Consider the following 20,721-nt stretch of genomic DNA (forward strand, 5'->3'; position numbering starts at 1 on the left):
CGTCGCTTGCAGTACCCAATATCCACAAGGAAATGGAGGAGACAATGCGTCACGAAATCGATGTCCAGAAAGTTGTGCACGGTGCAAGATTCTCCCGCTTTCATGGCTTGATCCTGTTCTGGTGTGTCCTGATCCTGGTTCTCGATGGCTACGATCTCGCCGTCGTGGGCGCGGCGCTCCCGTCGATCATGAAAGATATGGGCGTCAACGCGGCAAAGGCCGGCTTCATGGCGAGTTCGGCACTGTTCGGCATGATGTTCGGCGCCATTTATCTCGGAACGCTGGCCGACAAGATCGGTCGTCCGGTTTCCCTCTGCGCGTGCATCGGGTTATTCAGCGCATTTACCGCTGCGGCGGGCCTCACGCATGATCCCGTGTCCTTCAGCATCACGCGGTTTCTGGCCGGCCTCGGAATCGGCGGCGTCCTGCCGATCGTCACCGCGCAGATGGGCGAATTCGCACCGCGTGCCATCCGGGCACGCCTCGTCACGATCGTGTTTGCCGGCTATTCGATCGGCGGGATTCTCGTCGCGCTGACGGGCAAGCAGATGATCGAATCCTATGGCTGGCAATCGGTCTTCTTTCTCGCGGCGACACCGGTGCTGCTCATCCCGTTCATCCTGATGACGATGCCCGATTCCCTCGCGTTCCTGGTGCGTAACAATCGTGCCGCGAAGCTAGAAGCGACGATCCGCAAGATCGCGCCGGACGTGCGGCTTCAACCCGGCGACCGTTTCGTCATGCCACAGCAGACGATGAGCAGCACGCCCGTGGCGAGCCTGTTCCGCGATGGCCGCGGATTCAGCACCGTCATGATCTGGATCGCGTTCTTCATGGGGCTCTTCATGGTGTACGCGCTGAGCTCGTGGCTGACGAAACTCATGGCAATGTCGGGCTACAGCCTGGGGTCGGCATTGACCTTCGTACTGGTCTTCAACGTCGGCGCCGTCGCAGGCGCGATCGGCGGAGGCTGGCTTGGTGACAAGTACAACATCAAGTACGTGCTGGTGGCGTTCTACGCCACCGGAGCCGTCTCGCTGGCGCTGATGGGATACACCAGGTCCGCCGAACTGCTGTTCCCGATCGTGTTCGTGGTCGGCGGCTCGACGCTCGGCACCCAACTCCTGGCGTACGCGTATGCCGGGGAGTTCTACCCTGCGGTGATCCGGTCGACGGGCGTCGGGTTCGCGTCCGGCGTGGGACGCCTCGGCGCGATTGCCGCCCCCTTGCTGATCGGCCTGCTGGTCACGATGCACCTGCCCCTCGAACAGAATTTCCTGGCGATCGCGCTTGCCGGCGTGCTCGGTACCCTCGCGGTCATGATGATCGACCATCGCCGCAGCGCGGTATCACGGCACGATGTGGACGTGGCGCCCGCGCGCGTCGATGCGACATCGTCCGCCAGCAGCTAGACGGCTCATTTCCCGCCGGGGGCTGGTCGAAGCAGTTTGCAGCGCGCGTTCAGGCGCCGACGGTGCAGGATCGGCGGCGCGGAACGCTGCAAGCGGGCAGCAGAAGCCGGCGTTCGCGCGGGGCGCCGAGCACGGGCGGCCGCCCCCGCGCGCACCGCCCGTGCAGGCAATGCGAGATTACGCAACCGTCACCGGCAATACTGGAGAGCCGGACACGCCACGCAAACAAAACGTGATGATCGCCGTCACGTGGGCGCTGGCCTGCTCGGCGTCGGGCGCAGCGCTGCCGGTGAGCGGGACGACCAGTCCCTCGAACAGACACCCGACGATACAGTCGGCCGACGCCATCGCATCCTGTGCCGGGAACTCGCCGTTCGCCATCCCCTGCTCGATGATCGTCTTGAATACCCTCGCCAGCGCTCTGTGAAAGGTCAAGCGCATTGCCTCGACATCGGGCTCGACGGGTTCGGCGACCAGCGAATAGGCGAGGCGCCGCCCCTGCAACGCTCGGGTGGCGAACGTCCAGACGGCGGCACCGAGACGCTCCGCCGCCGTGCCGTCGCGCATGGCAATGCCGGCGACAACATCGACTTCACGCTGTGCCGTCGTCCTGACCACCTCGACCATCAGGTCCGTCTTCGACGCGAAATAGCGGTACAGCGTGCCGATCGCGATTCCGGCGGCTTCCGCGATCGCATACATCTGCGCGTCGCGAAACCCCACTTCGGCCACCAGATCGCGCGCAGCCTTCACGATCAACGGATGCTTGTCGGCCCCTCTGCGGCGAACGCGAACACGCGCCGGACTAACTGGAATTTCCATTTCATTTACCGTCACATCCGAAGCACCCTCAGCCATCCTGCAGTGCGTCCCTGCACCCCACGATCGTCAACGTTGAATCGTCTGACCGTTGGCGCCCTGTACGTTGCAAATGATACGCCTATGCGGAAAATCACGTACCGGTTCGTGATATGCCGGTACAAATACCTAGCGCGCGCGCCTTGACTGTGAGTATGCCGGAACCCACCCTTAAGCGAATTGTAATTCTATTTAACGGGCCGGCCGGTACATCCTGATCTTGCGAACGGCCCATGCACCACGTGATGCGTGGCGTCGGGCGTCCTTGCGCAACGGCACGCTACTGTTCCGAACGATGAACCAACTTTGTGGCATGCAAACCATCGACGCAAAGCGGGAAGCGGTGCCTCCGGCCGCGGAGATGGCACGGCCTTACGACCGTGAGGATCTCGGCATCCGAAAAACCGACGACGACTCCGGCAAGCCGGCCGCCGTCACCGTCGACGCCTTTCTCGCCCGCTGCTCGTGGTACGCCAATCTGACCGACGGCCAACAGGAAATGGTCAAGCGCGATTGCTTCGACAGGTCCTACACCCCCGGTGCGGTCGCCTGCCACCGGGGCGACGCCGTGGATCATTGGCTCGGTGTGATCGAAGGCATCGTCAAAGTCGATACCGCATCGAAAAAAGGCCGTGTCGTCACGTTCGCGGGCATCCCGGCGGGCTCGTGGTTCGGGGAAGGCAGCGTCCTGAAGGACGAACCTCGCGCCTACTCCGTCACCGCAGTCCGGGACAGCCGGTTGGCCTTCATGCCGCGTGCGACGTTTTTCCAGCTCCTGGAGAACAGTCATACATTCAGCCGCTATGTGATCGACCAGCTCAACGCCCGATGCGGCTACTACATCGGTCTGGTTCAGAACTTGCGGATACAGGAGGCGCCCGCTCGTGTGGCATTTTGCCTGACCGAGCTTTTCAACCGGCAGTTGCATCCCGCCACGACGACGACGCTCGGCTTCTCGCAGGAAGAGATCGGCAGGCTTTCGGGGCTCTCCCGCCAGAACGCCAATCGCGCGCTTCGCACGTTGACCGATGCAGGCCTGATCCTCGCCGAATACGGAGCGGTGCATATTCTGGATCTCGAAGGCTTGAGGGAATTCGCACATTCGGAGGATTGAAATTCCCGAGTGTATTGTTGTTTCGGTACTACCTTCTCCGTCATGATCTCCTCCATAAAGACCTTGTTTCCCTAACGCGCCCGGCGCGACACGTTCATGGCGAAGTACACGTATAGTTCTCCTCGAGCGTCGCGGCCCTTGCATCATTCGCGGGCCCGGTGTAGCGCGGGTACTGCGGATACTGGCACAAGGGTCGCGTGAACGCCACGCTGCCGTCCGTGTTCAGCTTCGATGCAACGAGGTTCCCTGGTGCCGTGCCCTTCGTCACCCACTGATCCAAGGCGGCCACCAGGTTTGTCGAGTCCGCACCCGGGCCCCCCGAGCAATGGTTAACGCCTGGAGCCTGGTAATAGCGAGCGAATGAGCCGACGGCTGATGCCCCCATCGTGTGTTGCAGTTCCTGGTAATACGCCGTTGTCGCACGGTGACTCAACGCCATGTCCGCAGTGCCGTGCCACAGGAGCAGCTTCCCGCCATGGCTGACGAACGGGCTCAAGTCAGCATTCGTCGCGCTATTGAGCGCGGCCATCGTGAACAGTGCCGCCGGGTTCGAATTCCAGTCGTACGCCAGGGAATTCGCGTTCGCGTCATGGGTCAGATACGACTTCACCGTCGCATCCTGAAACAGGAACTGGAGCGCACCGCTACCGTTGCCCGTGGGGCCGGTGAACCACCGCGACCATCCGCCCGGGTCGTCTTCGTTGCCCGTCAGCGCCCAGCCCGGATAGGTATACGTGCCGTTGGCGAAACTCGATGCGCTCGTCCAGGTGTTCGCCGCCGCAATCTGTGCGTCCGACAAGCATGAATCACCGGCATCGGTACCGCTTGGGCAGCGAAGGACAGAAGGGTCGAAATAGCATGCGGATTGATTGGATACCACCCCGTCCACGATCCCGTCTGCCGCATCACATTTGTCGCGAATCGCTTTCGCGAGCAGCGAAATCTTCCCAGGCGTGAACGCCGCTCCGGGTGCGGAAACCGCTTTCACATTGCGATTGAACGCGCCCATGAATGCCGGCCAATCGTATGCCGGTGCGCGGACGATCACGCCGTCGAAAAGATCAGGATTTCGCTGGATCGCCATCAATCCCTCACGCCCACCATTGGAACACCCTTCGTAGTAAGACTGGTCTGGCGCTTTGCCATAGATTAGATGCAGCATCTCTTTCGCAGCGGCCGCAGCCGTCGGAACGGAACCTGACCCGAACAGGGATGCCAAAAATGGATCTGCAGCGAACGAGGCATCCGTTACAGAGGAACCGATGTGGCCACCGTTGCTTTGAACGATCGCGTATCCCGCTTTCAAGACTTCCGGCCCGCTCCACATGAAATTCTGGATCGAACCATCGTAACCGCCGCCGCCTTCATACAGCAGTTTCCCGTTCCAGTTGTCCGGCAGTTGCACCTGCATCGCGAGTTGCGGCGAGATCAGCGCCGATACCTTGCAGTAAGCCGGATCCGCACCTGTCGCCGCCACCATCAATGCATCGGTTACCGACGCACCACCAGCTGACTTTCCCTTCACCACGTCGCAAGCCTGTTGCGCGGTCAGCAATACCGGCGACGCAGGCGCGTCATCACTTCCACCACAACCCGATATCCCCATCGACGCAATGGCGGCCAGCGTGATCGCCACCACCGGACTTCCTGGCTTCGTTCTCACCTTCGTCTCCTCTTGATTGGAATGGCATCGCGTCACGGTCGAGGACGCAAGGACATGCTGTCTGCGTCGGGCGTCCGCATCTCACGAGTGACTTTTAAACGTGACGTACGCCATTTTTGGAAAAACACCTAACAGAAAGTGGCACGATGTGTCGCACACAATGTTGTTGTGCGACAAGAGTTTGGGGGCCACTTCGTGGACCGGCTGGCTCATTTGGTAGCGCACGGAACAAGCACGGAGCCTGTCTGTCATGCGTACGCACGATTACTCTCCTCTGGGATGGCGGATTCGATAGCAACGACGCACCCGATGTAGGTGTCCTGGGTCGGAATGACGTTGCCCATATCCATCCGGCCCACCCGCGCCGGGTCGACTTCGCTGCGGCGAAGCAACTCGCGAACCACGGTCACCGCAAGCTGGCTCGGGGGCACGCCAGCAATCGAGCCGCCAAAGGTACCAATCGCGGTACGAGCCGCACCCACCACATAGATTTCGCGCTCCTTCATATTCGTAGCTGTCTGATTCACTGGTTTCTCCGTCAATGTCCGTCGGGAAGCGTATTGGGCGCGGGCGTTGTCGATACGCCCTGTGCCACTGCCGCGGCTTCCTGCGACCGCAGGGCACGCAGATACCCGTCGCGCTGTTGCAAGCGCTCCCAGTACGCTGACACGGCCGGCGTAAACCGCTCGGCCAAGCCAAGGCACTGCGCCAGCATCAGCGCGTAACCAACAGACACGTCGGCAGCGGTAAAGCGCTCGGCACACAGGTATTCCTGCTCGATCAGTCGCGGTTCGAGTGTGCGCAACCTGGCTAGGAACCACTTGGTGTAGTCCTCTGCGACGCCCGGTTGCCTGCGCGACGAGGGCTCGAAGCGCGAATAGCGCAACACAAGCGTCTGCGGAAACGTTAGCGTCGCCTCGCCGAAGTGCAGGTAGTTGAGGTAAGCGCCAAAGTCATCTTCAGATGGCAGGACCTGTAGCGGCGTTGGCGCGTTGCGCGCACACAAGTACTGGCACATCGCTGCCGACTCCGTCATGCGTGTCGATCCGGCCACCAGAAGCGGAATCGTGCCCAGTGGGTTGAGGTCGAGATACGCTCGGGCATGAACACGCGGCGGAAAGGGCAGCATCACCAACTGGTAGTCCAGCAGGAGTTCTTCCATAATCCACAGCGGGCGGAACGACCGCGCGCTCATGCAATGGAACAGAGTGATCATGATGTGACTCGCTTTGCAAGAATGGCGCGCGCAACGCGCGAACGCGATGTTCGTCCCAACGCGACGCTGATCCAGGCCGAGCAGTCCACCAACCGTTCGAGGTCAACGCCCGTTTCGGCTCCAAGACTGTGGAGCAGATAGGCGACATCCTCGGTGGCGACATTGCCCGAGGCGCCCTTCGCGTACGGGCAGCCACCCAGACCGGCAACCGAACTATCGAAGCAGCGCAGCCCAAACTGCCACGAGGCCAACACGTTGGCGATTGCCATGCCGTATGTGTCGTGGTAATGGCCTGCCAGACGAGATACGGGCACCCTATTGGCCACGGCTTCCAACATCCGCTGAACGGAAGCAGGCGTTCCGGCACCGATCGTGTCGCCCATCGACACCTCGTAGCAGCCAAGAGCGATCAGGTCGGCGGCCACTGCCGCCACGGCGGCAGGCTCAATGACCCCGTCATAGGGACAGGCGATCGCGCACGACACGTAGCCGCGCACCCGCACGCCGAGGCGGCGCGCCGCTTCAACGATGGGAACGAAACGCTCGATGGATTCTTTGATCGAGGAGTTGATGTTCTTGCGCGAGAATCCCTCGGATGCTGCGGCGAAGACGGACACTTCGGTCGCACCGGCAGCCACTGCTGCCTCGAAACCCTTCAGGTTCGGTGTCAGGACCGGGTAGCTGACGCCCTCACGCTTGGGCAGGGCAGCCAACAACTCCGCATGGTCCGCCATCTGCGGTACCCATTTTGGCGATACAAACGCTGTAGCCTCGATGTTCCTTAAGCCCGCCCCCGCCAGCCGCTCGATGAACTCGAGCTTAGTGCGGGTAGACACGATACCGGGTTCGTTTTGCAGCCCGTCGCGCGGGCCGACCTCAACAATGCGTACTGCCGTTGTCATGACACGACCTTGAACTCGATCAACTCGACACCATTAGCCACCTGATCGCCAGCGGCGCAATGGAAAGTCTTGACGACACTGCGGGCGCGCGCCACCAAAGTGTGTTCCATCTTCACGGCCTCCATCACCAGCAGCGATGCTGCCCCTTGTTTACCGCGGAATCTAATTCGGCGAGCAACGCGATCACCCTCCCCGGCATCGGAGAACGCGACTCTCCGCCAAACGCGATGCGGCGCGAGAAACAGCGTATGGCTGTCGTTCTCGGCCAGATGATCGGCAACGCCGGAGATGCGCGTATGCACGTCACCGCCACCCACATCCTCCGCGCTGAGACCTCACCCGTGGCTGCTTTCACCAGCGGTGGACCACCGAGGAAGATTGTTCCCGGCCCCTTGACGATCACGGCTTCGTCGCTCATCGCCGGCACGTAGGCGCCGCCTGCAGTGCACGAGCCCATCACTACCGATATCTGGGGGGATGCCCTTAGCGGACACGTTGGCTCGGTTGTAAAAGATGCGCCCGAAATGATCCCGATCGGGAAACACCTCCTCTTGCGGCGGCAAGCAGCCGCCGCCAAGATCGACGAGATAGATACACGGTAGATGGTTTTGCTTAACGATCTCTTGCACGCGGAAGTGCTTCTTCACGGTCATCGGGTAATGTGTGCCCCCCTTGACAGTGGCATTGTTCGCGACGATCACACATTGACGACCTTGGATGCCACCAATGCCGGCGATGACACCAATCGAAGGAGCCTCGTCGTCGTACATGCCCAGCACAGCCAACTGCCCAATTTCCAGAAACGGAGTTCCTGGATCGAGCAGTTGCTCCACGTGCTCACGCGCGAGAAGCTTGCCACGAGCGGTATGCTTCTGCCGCGCCACTTGGCCACCGCCTTGAGAAACCTGCTCGACCTTGCCATTCGACGCTTCTACCAGTCCTCGCACGTGCGCAGCGTTGGCCTGGAAATCCGCCGAGCGGGGGTTGAGTTTGGATGGGACGATTTGCACGACGCTCCTCAACAATCACTGGTCCAGATGTGTCAGTAGCTTAGACAGCCTCCAAACAACGCCGCGCCAAGTTATTTGCAAATCCTGCCAATGGATTGGACAATATCGTAATGAATCCCGCCATCGCAGCAACACCCATCGCGTTCGCTCAGTCAATCATTCGTGCCTATGAACGGTACGGAATAGACCCCCGCAACGCTTTGCGCGCCGCACAAATACAGCCATCAAGCCTGCCTCGAACCGACGTATGCATGACGGCCGATCAGTTGGAGGTGCTTACAGATATCGCGATGCGAGAACTGGATGACGAGGCGCTCGGCTGGTTCTCCCGACGCCTGCCGTGGGGTACTAACGGCATGCTGTGTCGCGCCGCATTGCCGTCAGCCAACTTGCGAGTGGCGTTGTCGCGCTGGTGTCGCCATTACGCGATGCTAATTGACGACATCCGCCTCGAACTTCGCGTTGAAGGTGGAGTTGCACACTTGAACGTCTATGAACGCGCGAACTTGGGACCTCAGCGTGAGTTTTGTTTGGTGAGCACCTTGCGCAATATCCACGGCTTTGCGTGCTGGCTGATCGACTCACGCATTCCACTGACGAGCGCAACATTTCCCTACCCTGAACCCGCATATTTCAAGTCCTATGACCTGATGTTTCGCGGGCGGGTGAGCTTTCTGGAACCACACGCCGGGTTCAGCTTCGATGCCGAATACCTCAAGCTTCCCATACGTCGCGATGACCACGACTTGCGCCAGATGCTGCTACGTCCCCTGCCGCTGATCGTGCTGCAATACCGGCGCGACCGATTGCTATCGCAGCGCCTTCGTGACCTGCTGCGCACACGCAGCCTTGAGCTGTCGAATGCTGATGTATTGGCGTTCGAACTCAATTTGTCGACCCGAAGTCTGTATCGCCATTTGGCCGAAGAAGGCACCTCCCTGCAACACATTAAGGATGAAGTGCGAAGGGATGTCGCCAAGCAACTTTTGACCCGATCGCACAAGTCGCTCAAACAGGTGGCTGCTGCTGCGGGATTTCGCAACGAGGCGAGTTTCAATCGCGCGTTCCGGCGGTGGACCGGCCAGAGCCCAGGCGAGTATAGGCAATCCATGAAGGGCGCATAGAGCAAGCAAGGTCGCGCATAAGGCTGGCACGAATTGCAAATACCTTGGCACTGCGTGTCGCCGACACGGCGTCTAATCTGAAGGCAAAAAGCCATGCCGCGAAGGAGACGCACGATGATTCAACTGCCCGGACTCACGTTCGAACTCGGTGAGTCCATCGAGATGCTGCGTGACATGGTCAGCAAGACCACGCATGAGGGCCTGCACGTAGGTGATTTCTACGCGGCGCGCTGGAAGGCCGGCAGCGAGGTGGTGCGCTTCCAGGACGATATCTACAAGTACATCACGCCAGTAGACCTGAAGCAGTGAGTGCCCTGTGCACTTCAAACCATCCTCAATCTCGGAGACACTCCCGCATGTCCACACAGCATCCCGGCACCGAGGCACTGCTCGTGCCCAAAGATGGCCTTTCCCATGTGCGCGGCTCGACCGACGTCCCGCTTGCCGATGTCACGATCGGGCAGTTTCTGAGCGAGACCGTGAGGCGTTTTCCGCAGCGGCCGGCTGTCGTGTTCCGTGAGCAGGGGATTCGCTGGACCTGGCGAGAATTCGCAGACGAGGTCGACGTGCTGGCGGCCGGCCTCGCCGCGCTCGGCATCGAGAAAGGCGATCGCGTCGGGATCTGGTCGCCGAACCGCGTGGAGTGGCTGCTGACGGAATTCGCGACCGCCCGCATCGGCGCGATCCTCGTCAACGTCAATCCCGCCTATCGGCTGGCGGAACTCGAGTATGCGCTGAACAAGTCGGGCTGCAAGGCGATCATCGCCGCCGAACGCTTCAAGACGTCGATGTATCTCGAGATGCTGGGCACGCTCGCGCCCGAGCTTGTCATGGCCGAACCCGGCGATCTGCATGCAGCACGCCTGCCGCATCTGAGGATCGTGATCCGCATGGGAGACGCCGCCACTCCCGGCATGCTCTCGTTCGCCGAGGTCGTCGAAATGGGACGCAAGAGGCTCGACAAAGCGGCGCTCGATGCGCTCGGAGCCGCGCTCGCGCCTCGCGATCCGATCAACATCCAGTTCACGAGTGGCACGACAGGTAATCCGAAAGGGGCCACGCTGACGCACTACAACGTCGTCAACAACGCCCGCTATATCGCGAGGGCAATGCGCTTCATGGAAAACGACGCGCTCTGCATCCCCGTTCCGCTCTATCACTGCTTCGGCATGGTGTTGGGGGTGCTCGCCTGCGTCTCGACGGGTGCGAAGATGGTGTTCCCCGGCGAGGCGTTCGAGCCCGGCGTGGTGCTTGCGGCCGTCGCCGAGGAGCGCTGCACGGCGCTGCACGGCGTGCCGACGATGTTCATCGCCGAGCTCGATCATCCCGATTTCGAGAAATTCGATCTGACGTCGCTGCGCACCGGGATCATGGCTGGCTCCCCGTGCCCGATCGAGACGATGAAGCGCGTCGTCGCCCGCATGCATTTGTCGGAGATCACGATTGCCTACGGCATGACGGAGACGAGCCCCGTCTCGTTCCAGAGCGCCACGACCGACCCGCTCGAGAAACGTACGAGCACTGTCGGCCGGATCCGGCCGCATCTCGCGGCGAAGATCGTGGACCCCGCCGGCGCGATCGTGCCCGTGGGGCAGACGGGAGAGCTCTGCACTAAGGGCTATGCGGTGATGCTCGGCTACTGGGATGACGAGCCGCGCACACGCGAGGCGCTCGTCGACGGCTGGATGCACACGGGCGATCTGGCGACGTTCGACGTCGATGGCTATTGCAACATCGTCGGTCGGCTGAAGGACATGCTGATCCGCGGCGGCGAGAACGTTTATCCGCGCGAGATCGAGGAGCTGTTGTTTCGACATCCAAAGATTCAGAGTGTCCAGGTCTTCGGCGTGCCCGACGAGAAGTACGGCGAGGAGGTGTGCGCGTGGATCGTCGTGCGCCCGAGCGAGCAGTTGAGCGAAGACGAGGTGCGACAATACTGCCGTGAGCAGATCGCGCACTACAAAGTGCCGCGCTATATCCGCTTCGTCGACGAGATGCCAATGACCGTCACGGGCAAGGTGCAGAAGTTTGTCATGCGCGAGCGCATGATCGAGGAGTTGAAGCTGAAGGCCCTGAAGACGGCGTGAGAGAAAAAACGCAGGAAAAAATAAGAGTGGCTGGTGCTTCATCTGCAAGGACTTCCATATGAAATGGATTGGAATGCGACAGATGAAAGGCGCCAGCAGCTCACTTATGATATGTGCGATTCAGAGACATCGTTTCACCTCTTAGGGCACCGCGTTTGTTGCGTGATGACTTTCGGCGAGAATCTTCGAGCAATTGTCAAGACTGGTGTATGCGGGTCGGGCAGCCAGCGCTTGAGGAGCCGGTGTGCTTTCGATCACCGGAGTGTCGTCATTGAAAGGAATGCCCTTCAGAAGCGGTTCGATCTTGCCGACGCCGCGAATCTTCCTCCGGGTCAGCTCGACCGCTTCGATCAGCTTGAACGACCATCGCGAGGAAGATGGAGCGCGACAGACAGTTGCGCTTGCGGCTCGTGAGATGGCGCACCGTCGCGACCATCGATTCAATCGGATTCGTGGTCCGCACGTGCTGCCAATCTTGTGGAACCAGCAGCGCTAGTGCCGTGTCCGCGGATACACCTCTTCAAGCGTCGCCCACATCCCCATCGCGCTGTCGCCGACAGTAAGCAGCGGCGGTGCTTGCAGAGTTCGTTTCTTCAGGTCGAGCAGCAGCTCTTTCCAAGACTTCTTCGATTCGCGATAACCGTCGTTGACACGCGCGGCGACTTGCGCACATAGGACGGCACGATCGTCGAATTGAACTTGATGTCGGAGCCCGAACGATCGTCGTGGACGCCGTTCATCGGCCAACTCAGCGCGTCAAGATGTGCATCGAAACTCCACGTAGAGTCTAGTGCCGAACGAACGTCGAGAAGCAAGCCGATCTACTTGAGAAACCTCTTACCGCCTGCGAACAAGCCATCGCCGATGTTCAGCGCTGTGTCATCCGTCACCGATTCGGCGAGACGCAGAGCGGCGAACTGCGCGCTTTCGTCCTGAAATGCAGCCAGCGCGCCCCGCTCAACTTGTTCGTCCAGACGCTGCGGCGGCCCGCGACTGGAGAAGCTGGCGTGGCTGGGCCGTTACCAGAGAGTGACGGAGCGCTTCGCCAAGGCTTGCGAGAAACTACTGCAAGCGGCCAGCGTGCAGGCGGTGGCGGCCTTCTACGATCTGGGCTGGCACACGGTCAAATCGATCGACAAGATGCGCCTGCGGGCGCGCGTGAGCGAGCCCGACTGGTCAACGATCCGCTATCTGGCGATGGACGAGTTCGCGCTGCATAAAGGTCATCGCTACGCCACGGTGGTGGTCGACCCGATCAGCCGGCAAGTACTCTGGATCGGACCGGGACGCTCGCGTGAGACGGCCCGGGCCTTCTTCGAACAGCTTCCCGAAGGCGCAGCCAAGCGTATCGAAGCGGTCGCGATCGACATGACCACGGCCTATGAACTCGAAATCAGGGAACAGTGTCCGCAGGCGGAAATCGTCTTCGACCTGTACCACGTCGTGGCCAAGTACGGCCGCGAAGTGATCGATCGGGTGCGGGTCGATCAGGCCAATCAACTCCGACATGACAAGCCGGCCCGCAAGGTTCTGAAGTCCAGCCGCTGGCTGTTGCTGCGCAACCGCCACAACCTCAAGCCGGATCAGGCCGTGCACCTGAAGGAATTGCTGGCGGCCAATCAGGCGCTGTTATGCGTCTACGTGTTACGCGACGAGCTCAAGCGGCTCTGGTTCTACCGGAAGCCGGCCTGGGCGCAAAAGGCTTGGGAACAATGGTTCGAGCAGGCTCAGCAAAGTGGGATCGCGGCCCTGCAAAAGTTCGCCGAGCGTCTGCAGGGCTACTGGCACGGCATCGTGACTCGCTGCCGCCATCCGCTCAATACCAGCATCGTTGAAGGCATCAACAACACCATCAAGGTCATCAAGCGTCGAGCTTACGGGTACCGCGACGACGAATACTTCTTCCTCAAGATTCGCGCCGCGTTCCCCGGTAATCCTCGATGAACCCGAGTTGCGGCTGCGATCAGAACGGGGGGCGAAATACTCGGTTCATCGTGTTTGCTCTAGAACGGGATAGTCGATATAGCCTTGGGGGCCGTCGGAATAAAACGTTTCGCGTTCGGGCTCGTTGAGCGGCGCGCCAGCGACGAAGCGTTCTAAAAGGTCGGGATTCGCGAGGTACAGACTACCGAACACGGCGGCGTCAGCATCGCGGCTCACGATCAGCGACGCGGCGCTATCCCGGTCCAGTCCCCCGCCGAGAAGCAACGCACCGTTGAACAGTGGCCGCACCAGCGCGCGGTAGTCAAACGCGCTGCCGGTCCGTGCAAGATGTAGGTACGCGAGCTGCAGCATGCCGACCCGCTCCACGAGGTACTTGTAGGTTTCCTGCGGTGCCGCGTCAGTCACGCTGTTGAAGCCCATTTCCGGCGAAATCTTGATGCCGACGCGATCGCTGCCTGCTTCGTCGATCATCGCGTCCAGCACTTCAACGATGAAGCGTGCGCGATTCTCCGGCGATCCGCCGTAGCGATCGGTGCGCTGATTGGTCCCCGACGACAGGAACTGTTCCGGCAGATAACCAGAGGCCGCATGCAGTTCAACTCCGTCGAATCCAGCCTGCAACGCGTGACGCGTGGCGAGTCGGTACTCGTCAACGATTGCAGCGATCTCGTCGATGTCGAGCGCGTGCGGCACGACGAAGTCCTGCGGCCCTGTCGCGGTGTATGTCTGGCCAACGGCGGCGATCGCAGAAGGCGCGACAGGCGTCGCCCCATCCGGCAGCATGCTCGGATGCGAAACGCGCCCGGTGTGCATCAACTGCAGGAAAATCAGGCCGCCTCGCTCGTGGACCGCCTCGGTGATGCGCGTCCATCCCTCGATCTGCGCAGCGGAATGGATGCCCGGCGTACGAACGTAGCCTTTGCCCATCGGCGATGGAAAAGTCCCTTCGGCGATGATCAGGCCGGCGTCCGCGCGCTGCGCGTAGTATTGCGAGGCGAGCGCGGACGGTACGCCAGTCGTGTCGTCGGCACGCGAGCGCGTCATTGGTGCCATGACCAGCCGGTTGCGCAGTGTATAGCGTCCAATGCGAACGGTTTCGTTGAGTGGATTCATGTCGATTCCTCGAACGGTGAAGGGGTGTCCAGATGGTGATCTGATTCATGAATGGGATAAAGAGCTAAAATTGAAATCACTAATCCACCAATGGAGCAATTGCCGTGGAACTGCTCAGCTACATGCACGCGTTCGTTGAGGTCGCACGAACCAAGAGTTTTCGCCGGGCGGCGGACGCCTTGGATATGCCGAACTCGACGCTGTCACGTCATATTGCGGAGTTGGAGAAGAAGATCGGATTGCGGCTGCTGAATCGCTCGACGCGCAGAGTCGAGCTGACCGACGCGGGCGAGGTGTATTTCAAGCGCTGCCAAAGCATCGTCGAGGAAGCGCGGATCGCGCACGAGTGGCTCCTCGACGTGGCCGAACGTCCGACCGGCACGCTACGTGTATCGATGCCCGCGGACCTCGCCACCGGTTATCTCGCACCGATCATTGCGGATTTCGCGAAAGCGTATCCGCTGATCGCGTTCGAGTTCGATCTGTCGCCGCGCCCTATCGATCTACAGGCGGAGCCCTTCGATCTCGCAATCCGCATCGGTCCGCCGCCCACGGCGCCATCGACGCTCGTCGCACGGCCGATCGCCGTGCTGCCGCGCTATCTGTATGCGTCGCCCGAATATCTGCGCAGCGCTGCGCCGCTCACCCACCCGAACGATCTCGCGCAGCACGTGGTCTGCCTCGTGGAGGGCGTAGGGAAGCAGGGGCGAGCCGAAAGGACGTTCTATCGCGGCGGCGAGTCGGTCGCCGTAATGATCGGTACACGCTTTGCGATGAACAGCGTCGCGCTCAGCCGCGCGCTGGCGATTCAAAGCGTCGGGCTTGCGGTGCTGAACAATGTGCTAGCGCAGCACGATGTCGAGTTGGGGCGCCTCGTTCGCGTGCTCCCCGACTGGAGTCTTGCGCCGGTTCAGGTGCACGCGTTGACCGACACCCGTCTTCTACCGGCGAGAGCGCGACTGTTTATCGATTTCCTGAAGGCACAATTGAGCGAGCCCTAGACAGGCGCAATGGCCCGTTTCGCCGACCGGAATGATCGCTCACTGGGTGGATCCGACCTCTGAGCATCCAAGTAATGAAGGACGCGAACGACGTTTCATGGCCGACACGAACAAATGAGTCACGCTGACTTGAACTCGGCGATGAACCCGAATTATTACTCGTCACGCCCCCCCGCCAGCAGCCACTTGTAATGGTCAAACCCGATCCAACAGCGTCTGCGGCGTGCAGCCGACCATCAGCGCAATCGATTCGATTGCCGCCCACATCGACGGGTACTCGCTACGCAGCTCGCCCGCGCGGACCAGCGCGTAATATCGTCAGTTTATCGGTCCGGCGGGACGCGGTCGGCGATTACTGTGCCAACCCACTAAGATCGACAGTTTCCCCTCGCGCGTATCAATATTTCGATTACTGTCGCGCGAACTGACTACGAACCACTTCGAACTCGCTGGGATTGTGCTGCTTAAGCTGCTGGTAGTAGCCCACACGACTTATCTGATAGCCACCCTGGCTTCGTAGGTCAGCCAATGCTTCGGCCATCTTCAAAGCCATCGTGTTAGGGTTGAGAAGAGCATGGTTTCGTTTCGCACCGGTGTCTCGCAGCCATTTCTCATAACTGGCCGAAATGAGCGTGCAGCCGAAGACACAAGCCTCAGCATTGCTCGCTTCCATCGCTGCGGCAGCTTTCTTTGCGGCATCGACAGCCACTGCCTCAGTGTCTTTAATCATGTCCGACGCGAACCAATCGATACAAGAGACGCTTCGGCAATTTGATTCCTGACCGTAGACCCGCACCATATCTCTCAGATAGGGAACAGCTTTGTGGTGGTCGGTAACTACTACGAAATCGTGGCCATAATATGGCGCAAACAGCATCGTGGCCTCAAGTGGCCCAATAACAGGAATATCAACCAGCTCTCGAGATACGCGCACACCAGGATCGTAGCAACAGCCTACAATGACCGCGTCGAATCCCGACTTCTCGGCCATGATGACTTCATTAAAGACAGCTTCTTCGATAAGATGCTTGCTGTAGTAGTAGTCAATATTCTCCGGGCAATTAGTCGTGTTTGTCACGACGAGTTCCGCATCTTTTCTTAGATATGGGGTCAATGTCTCCGAAATTAGCGCGTTGTATTGTGATGTACCGAAGGGGTTGATGAAACTTATGCGCATACTCATAGCTATGTTCGGAACCGTTTGATTTTGATCAGGCGAAAACGGGGTGAAGGCTGGGCTTCCACCTTGTTAGCGAGAGCACTTCATTGAATAAATCGGCTTGGCCCCACATCTGCGCTCTTCGGGTCTAATCCATAGGCTTGCATGATCCGAGCAATATCCTTAGTCTTCTGCATATCATCGATATCAGCATTCAAGGCAGCGCTGAGGGCAGCGTTGCCCTTCGAGTACACAAATCCAACTTGTGCCGGCTTGACAGATGCTCGAACGCGAGGATCTCCTGACCCGACGAGGATTTTCATTCCAGGATAACCACCTTTCTTTTGTGCATACAGACCAGTAGCGATACTATCGAGAGCAGCGTCCAGGCGTCCCGCCTGTAAATCTTGGGCCATTGCGACAGGAGTCGGGTAAAGCTTAAGGTTGTCTTTAAACAACGCCTGCAGGTCAGCCGTCCAGTTGTAACCTTGGATAGTGCCTACTTGCTTACCCTTGAGTTGGTCGAACGTCGTGTAACCTTCCTTTGAGTAGATCGCCAATTGGTCGAGGTAGAGTGGATCGCTCATTCCGACAACCTTCACGCGATCGGCGGTCCGATACCACTGAGCCGCCGAAATATCAACCTTTCCTGTAGTGACGTATTGGATGGCAGAACCAAAGCCGACGGGCAGCGCATTAATTTTCAGACATTCTTTCTCAGCGATTTTTTTCAAAATATCGCCCTCTACTCCAGAAAGCGACCCTCCGCTACCCGGCACATCAAACGGCGGGAACTCAGCCGTCGAGATCGTCAGAATACCCGGCACAACCGTTTTGAATTGATGGGCCGGCACACACTCTGCGACCGCTGCATTCATACCAATTATGGAAGATGCAATAATGGTGAGGCTGACAACGTATTCTTTAGATTTTCTCATGACGACTCCATTCATCAGTGCTGTTGAACAATCCGGAGGTTGAAATTCTTGGGTGTAGTCTTTAAGTGAAACTCATTGAATGCGCGTGCTAAATCTTCGCCTCGTGTCGAGACAGTCTCCGCTCCAGCGAGGAGACAAGCAACGTGGATGGGACGCAAATCACCGTGTAGAGCAAAGCAGCAAGTAGCAACACCGGCATGTACATGAAAGTTTCAGAGCCAATCTGCTGCGCCTTTGTCACCAACTCTGGAAGCGCAACGGTAAAGCACAACGATGTGGCTTGAAGCATGACAACGCCGAATCCGAGCAGCGGCGGAATAGAAACTCTGAGTCCTTGGGGTACGATGATCAGGCGTAGCGTGTCCACCTCGTCAAGTCCGATGGCGTATGACGCTTCGCGTTGACCGTGCGGGACCGCCTGTAGGCCTGCCCTGATAATCTCGCTCGTATATGCGCCTGTGCACCAGGCCAGAGCAAGCACCGATGACAAGAACGAGGAAAGTGTTATGTGGACCGACGGCAAACCAAAGTAGAAGAACTGAAGCAAAATCAGCACGGGAGCACCACGACCGAGCTCTACCAACACAATTGTGATGTTCCGCAATACACGCTTCGACGTACCGACTCCGAGCGCAAAAAAGAGGCCGAGTGGCACGCCAATAAGCATGCAGAGGACGGTTACTTTCAAGCTCGTAAGAAGTCCTTGCGCCAGCGTCGGTAACCACTGGATCCACATATCAAAGAACGAGCTCATCGTGCAATCCGTAGTCTCAAGCGTTTATCTAGACTTCTCGATACATAGGCCATCACAAGGCTAATTGCGAAATAGAACAATCCCGATATGATGTAGACCTCGAGCCCCCGGAAGGTCTGTTGCGACACTCGATATGCCGCTTGCGCCATCTCGGGTACACCAATTGTCGACGCTACGGCAGTATCTTTCAAAAGACCGATTGCATAGGTAGCGGCAGAAGGAAGGGCAACTCGAAAGATCTGTGGAGCTAGGATCTCCGTGTACTGACGTAACCCCGATAGTCCAAGCACCTTCGCTGCCTCGAACTGGCCAGCCGGGATCGCCTTCATGGCGCCCCTATAAATCTCACCAAGATTTACTGCAGTGATAAGTCCAAGACCAGCTACTGCAGCTGTCATCGGACTCATAGCAACGAGTCCGTTTCCAATTCCGAAGAAAATTATGAATAGCCACACTATTGGCGGAATCGATCGGACAACAAGAATGATGGAGTGCGATACAGTTCTCACGACAGCGCTCTTGGACGACGCGACGGCGCAAATCGGCACTGCGAGAACTGCACCGATTACGAAAGAAGATGCCGTGAGCATCAGCGTCCACGGCAGCGCCTGAATAACAGCAATCGCAATCGTTGAGAGAAGGTGCTCCATCACCGATTCCTCACGGCTGAGAGGAAACGCTGAACACGCTCGGTCTTCGGATGTTGCATGACCTCCCTGCTACTCCCTTCTTCTAAGATGCCGCCATCTGCCATCACAATCACTCGGTCAGACACACTCTCAGCAAATCGCATCTCATGCGTCACCACGAGCATCGTCATGCCGTCCTCTGCTAGCTCCCTCATCACGGCAAGCACCTCAAGACCGACTTCAGGATCAAGCGCCGATGTCGGCTCGTCAAAAAGCATTATTTTGGGGTCGAGTGCCAGGGCACGCGAAATAGCGATACGCTGTTGTTGCCCACCGGAGCAGCGGGCCGGATATTGGTCCGCCTTATTAGCAAGACCAACTCGCTTCAGAAGCGCAAGAGAGCGTTCGTTGGCCTCTTCTCTAGAGCGCCCCAATACACGACATTGGGCTAGGCTGACGTTCTCGAGCACGGTAAGGTGCGGAAAAAGATTGAATGACTGGAACACCATTCCGAGCGTACGCCTGAAATGGTTCAGTTTTGCCTTCCCAGGGGCCTGCCCTGCGACAATCTGCACTCCATCAACAGTCACGGCGCCCGCAGTCGGCGGCTCGAGCTGGTTGATGCATCTCAATAAGGTGCTCTTTCCCGAGCCGCTCGGGCCAATCACCGCTACAACTTCCCCCGCTATCATCTGCAAGTGGACATTGAGCAAAACCTGATGGTTCCCATACGCCTTCGAAACGGCATCCAGCTTCAACAAGGGAGTGAAAGTATCTGCTTGAGCCCCCATGATCGCACTCACTTCTGAAATATCACCCATGCTGCTCACCGGTTTCCGTTGAAAAAGGCGCGGCCAGGAGACCTATCGAGATTTGTCTGCACCAAGTCGGTTTCCCCAGCCGCACAACCCACGTTTTCACTGACCATTAGACCAATTGACCTCTAAATTTGACCACCCAGTCAGTATGCACGAGCATACTCGTGAGTCAAAATATTTTTCGATGAGTCAGGGGAAACGAGGAGGCGTCCGATGTCAGAATTGCGCGCACACCGAGGGGTACAGGCGATACAAGGAACGGCCGCTACTTGACGTTGCAATCCGCGGACATGGCACCAATGTAGGAGGAGGCGCAGACGGTGTTAGCCACGTCGCTGTATTGTGACAGTTGTGGCCTAGGATACGCACTTGCAACCGTGCGGAAACGACTTTCTCAGCACATGAAACGACGCGCGGCTGTCAAGCGAAGCCGAGCGCAACTTGCCCGCGAAGACGAGCTCACCTTCTGAGATGGCGGTCCGCATTTAGCTCAAGCGCAACAGCCTTTCTTGCAAAAGCACCTTTCCGTTTCATTCGAACGTCCGCGTCTTGCTGTAGCGATCGAGATATGCTCGTGTCGCAAAGAGCTAGCAGAGTCATAACCTTTGTCAGCATTAAATGCATCATTAGCGATTGATGTGCCGCAGGATATAATCCATCGCCGCGAGTTGTGGCGCACCTCCGGCGTGCGCCCGGATCGGAACTACACGAACATCGATCCGATCGAAATGGGAAGACGCCTCGAGTGGCCGCGCCAGGATCCGACAAAATTGGGAATTCTCCCTCCAAGACACTCCGTTTTGCCCAGTCATCAGTAAGCGGCTAGCCAACGCGTCTTGACGAGAGAGTTTAGGCGGCGTTCGAGTATGGCTGCCAGCGATGCGGCAGCAGCGCGTTGATGTCGCTAGCCTTGTGGGTCGGCAAGCGTGTGAGGACGTCCTTCAGATAGGCGAGTGGATCGAGCCCGTTCAGTTGCGCC

General features: G+C 59.0%; 18 protein-coding genes and 3 pseudogenes. 7 read left to right on the top strand and 14 right to left on the bottom strand.

The genetic code is table 11. The features are described from left to right. Nucleotides 1–44: 44 nt before the first annotated feature. Nucleotides 45–1,412 (top strand): aromatic acid/H+ symport family MFS transporter, encoded by a 1,368-nt coding sequence (locus NQV17_RS35665; RefSeq protein ID WP_257775849.1) that lies wholly within the window; start codon nucleotides 45–47, stop codon nucleotides 1,410–1,412. A gap of 177 nt (nucleotides 1,413–1,589) precedes the next feature. Here NQV17_RS35665 and NQV17_RS35670 read toward each other — a convergent pair whose 3' ends face one another. Further along, nucleotides 1,590–2,234: a TetR/AcrR family transcriptional regulator gene (locus NQV17_RS35670; RefSeq protein WP_124664753.1), complete on the bottom strand. Its 645-nt coding sequence runs from the start codon at nucleotides 2,232–2,234 to the stop codon at nucleotides 1,590–1,592. A 349-nt stretch (nucleotides 2,235–2,583) separates the two neighbouring features. Here NQV17_RS35670 and NQV17_RS35675 point away from each other — a divergent pair, with 349 nt between their 5' ends. Next, complete coding sequence (locus NQV17_RS35675; RefSeq protein WP_257775850.1) at nucleotides 2,584–3,384, top strand: Crp/Fnr family transcriptional regulator; 801 nt, start codon at nucleotides 2,584–2,586, stop codon at nucleotides 3,382–3,384. 94 nt (nucleotides 3,385–3,478) lie between these two features. Here NQV17_RS35675 and NQV17_RS35680 read toward each other — a convergent pair whose 3' ends face one another. The 5 genes and pseudogenes from NQV17_RS35680 to NQV17_RS35700 all read right to left on the bottom strand — a co-directional run. Continuing rightward, complete coding sequence (locus NQV17_RS35680; protein WP_257775851.1) at nucleotides 3,479–5,047, bottom strand: tannase/feruloyl esterase family alpha/beta hydrolase; 1,569 nt, start codon at nucleotides 5,045–5,047, stop codon at nucleotides 3,479–3,481. Nucleotides 5,048–5,295: 248 nt separating this feature from the next. Beyond that, complete coding sequence (locus tag NQV17_RS35685) at nucleotides 5,296–5,574, bottom strand: hypothetical protein (RefSeq protein WP_257775852.1); 279 nt, start codon at nucleotides 5,572–5,574, stop codon at nucleotides 5,296–5,298. An 11-nt stretch (nucleotides 5,575–5,585) separates the two neighbouring features. Continuing rightward, nucleotides 5,586–6,263, bottom strand: a complete 678-nt coding sequence (locus NQV17_RS35690) for a glutathione S-transferase family protein (protein ID WP_124664739.1) — start codon at nucleotides 6,261–6,263, stop codon at nucleotides 5,586–5,588. Next, the gene (locus NQV17_RS35695) at nucleotides 6,260–7,165 is read right to left on the bottom strand and encodes a hydroxymethylglutaryl-CoA lyase (protein WP_257775853.1); all 906 of its coding nucleotides are present in this window, start codon (nucleotides 7,163–7,165) and stop codon (nucleotides 6,260–6,262) included. Before NQV17_RS35695 ends, NQV17_RS35690 begins: the two co-directional genes overlap by 4 nt. A 233-nt stretch (nucleotides 7,166–7,398) precedes the next feature. Then, a pseudogene (locus NQV17_RS35700) lies at nucleotides 7,399–8,175 on the bottom strand (carboxyl transferase domain-containing protein); the annotation flags it as partial. Between the two features lie 110 nt (nucleotides 8,176–8,285). Between NQV17_RS35700 and NQV17_RS35705 the strand changes: the two are divergent. From NQV17_RS35705 to NQV17_RS35715, 3 genes are all read left to right on the top strand, one after another. Next, nucleotides 8,286–9,299 (top strand): AraC family transcriptional regulator, encoded by a 1,014-nt coding sequence (locus tag NQV17_RS35705; RefSeq protein WP_257775854.1) that lies wholly within the window; start codon nucleotides 8,286–8,288, stop codon nucleotides 9,297–9,299. A gap of 114 nt (nucleotides 9,300–9,413) precedes the next feature. Further along, nucleotides 9,414–9,608 (top strand): hypothetical protein, encoded by a 195-nt coding sequence (locus NQV17_RS35710; protein ID WP_257775855.1) that lies wholly within the window; start codon nucleotides 9,414–9,416, stop codon nucleotides 9,606–9,608. Nucleotides 9,609–9,655: 47 nt separating this feature from the next. Beyond that, a complete protein-coding gene (locus NQV17_RS35715) occupies nucleotides 9,656–11,386 on the top strand; it encodes an AMP-binding protein (protein ID WP_124664742.1) in 1,731 nt (576 codons plus the stop codon). A 219-nt stretch (nucleotides 11,387–11,605) separates the two neighbouring features. Here the strand turns inward: NQV17_RS35715 and NQV17_RS38235 are convergent. Next, nucleotides 11,606–12,037, bottom strand: a pseudogene (locus tag NQV17_RS38235) (transposase); the annotation flags it as partial. 321 nt (nucleotides 12,038–12,358) lie between these two features. Here NQV17_RS38235 and NQV17_RS35720 point away from each other — a divergent pair. Continuing rightward, nucleotides 12,359–13,330, top strand: a pseudogene (locus NQV17_RS35720) (ISL3 family transposase); the annotation flags it as partial. 45 nt (nucleotides 13,331–13,375) lie between these two features. On the opposite strand, the gene NQV17_RS35725 reads toward NQV17_RS35720, so the two are convergent. After that, nucleotides 13,376–14,443 (bottom strand): alkene reductase, encoded by a 1,068-nt coding sequence (locus NQV17_RS35725; protein WP_124664743.1) that lies wholly within the window; start codon nucleotides 14,441–14,443, stop codon nucleotides 13,376–13,378. 104 nt (nucleotides 14,444–14,547) lie between these two features. On the opposite strand from NQV17_RS35725, the gene NQV17_RS35730 reads away from it, so the two are divergent. Further along, nucleotides 14,548–15,444 (top strand): LysR family transcriptional regulator, encoded by an 897-nt coding sequence (locus NQV17_RS35730; RefSeq protein WP_185733514.1) that lies wholly within the window; start codon nucleotides 14,548–14,550, stop codon nucleotides 15,442–15,444. A 409-nt stretch (nucleotides 15,445–15,853) separates the two neighbouring features. On the opposite strand, the gene NQV17_RS35735 is transcribed toward NQV17_RS35730, so the two are convergent. From NQV17_RS35735 to NQV17_RS35760, 6 genes are all read right to left on the bottom strand, one after another. Next, nucleotides 15,854–16,627: an aspartate/glutamate racemase family protein gene (locus NQV17_RS35735; RefSeq protein ID WP_124664744.1), complete on the bottom strand. Its 774-nt coding sequence runs from the start codon at nucleotides 16,625–16,627 to the stop codon at nucleotides 15,854–15,856. A gap of 80 nt (nucleotides 16,628–16,707) precedes the next feature. Then, nucleotides 16,708–17,541, bottom strand: coding sequence for an ABC transporter substrate-binding protein (locus tag NQV17_RS35740; protein ID WP_257775856.1), 834 nt, complete (start codon nucleotides 17,539–17,541; stop codon nucleotides 16,708–16,710). 88 nt (nucleotides 17,542–17,629) lie between these two features. Further along, complete coding sequence (locus tag NQV17_RS35745; protein ID WP_257775857.1) at nucleotides 17,630–18,295, bottom strand: amino acid ABC transporter permease; 666 nt, start codon at nucleotides 18,293–18,295, stop codon at nucleotides 17,630–17,632. Continuing rightward, nucleotides 18,292–18,945: an amino acid ABC transporter permease gene (locus NQV17_RS35750; RefSeq protein ID WP_257775858.1), complete on the bottom strand. Its 654-nt coding sequence runs from the start codon at nucleotides 18,943–18,945 to the stop codon at nucleotides 18,292–18,294. Before NQV17_RS35750 ends, NQV17_RS35745 begins: the two co-directional genes overlap by 4 nt. Continuing rightward, on the bottom strand, nucleotides 18,945–19,745 hold the full coding sequence (locus NQV17_RS35755; RefSeq protein ID WP_308237735.1) for an amino acid ABC transporter ATP-binding protein: 801 nt from the start codon (nucleotides 19,743–19,745) through the stop codon (nucleotides 18,945–18,947). The genes NQV17_RS35750 and NQV17_RS35755 overlap by 1 nt, the downstream gene beginning before the upstream one ends. 846 nt (nucleotides 19,746–20,591) lie before the next feature. Then, nucleotides 20,592–20,721, bottom strand: a 130-nt coding sequence (locus NQV17_RS35760; protein WP_257775860.1) for a transposase domain-containing protein, incomplete at its 5' end; no start/stop codon positions are given.

This window comes from Burkholderia sp. SCN-KJ (assembly GCF_024656005.1).
Lineage (GTDB): Bacteria > Pseudomonadota > Gammaproteobacteria > Burkholderiales > Burkholderiaceae > Burkholderia.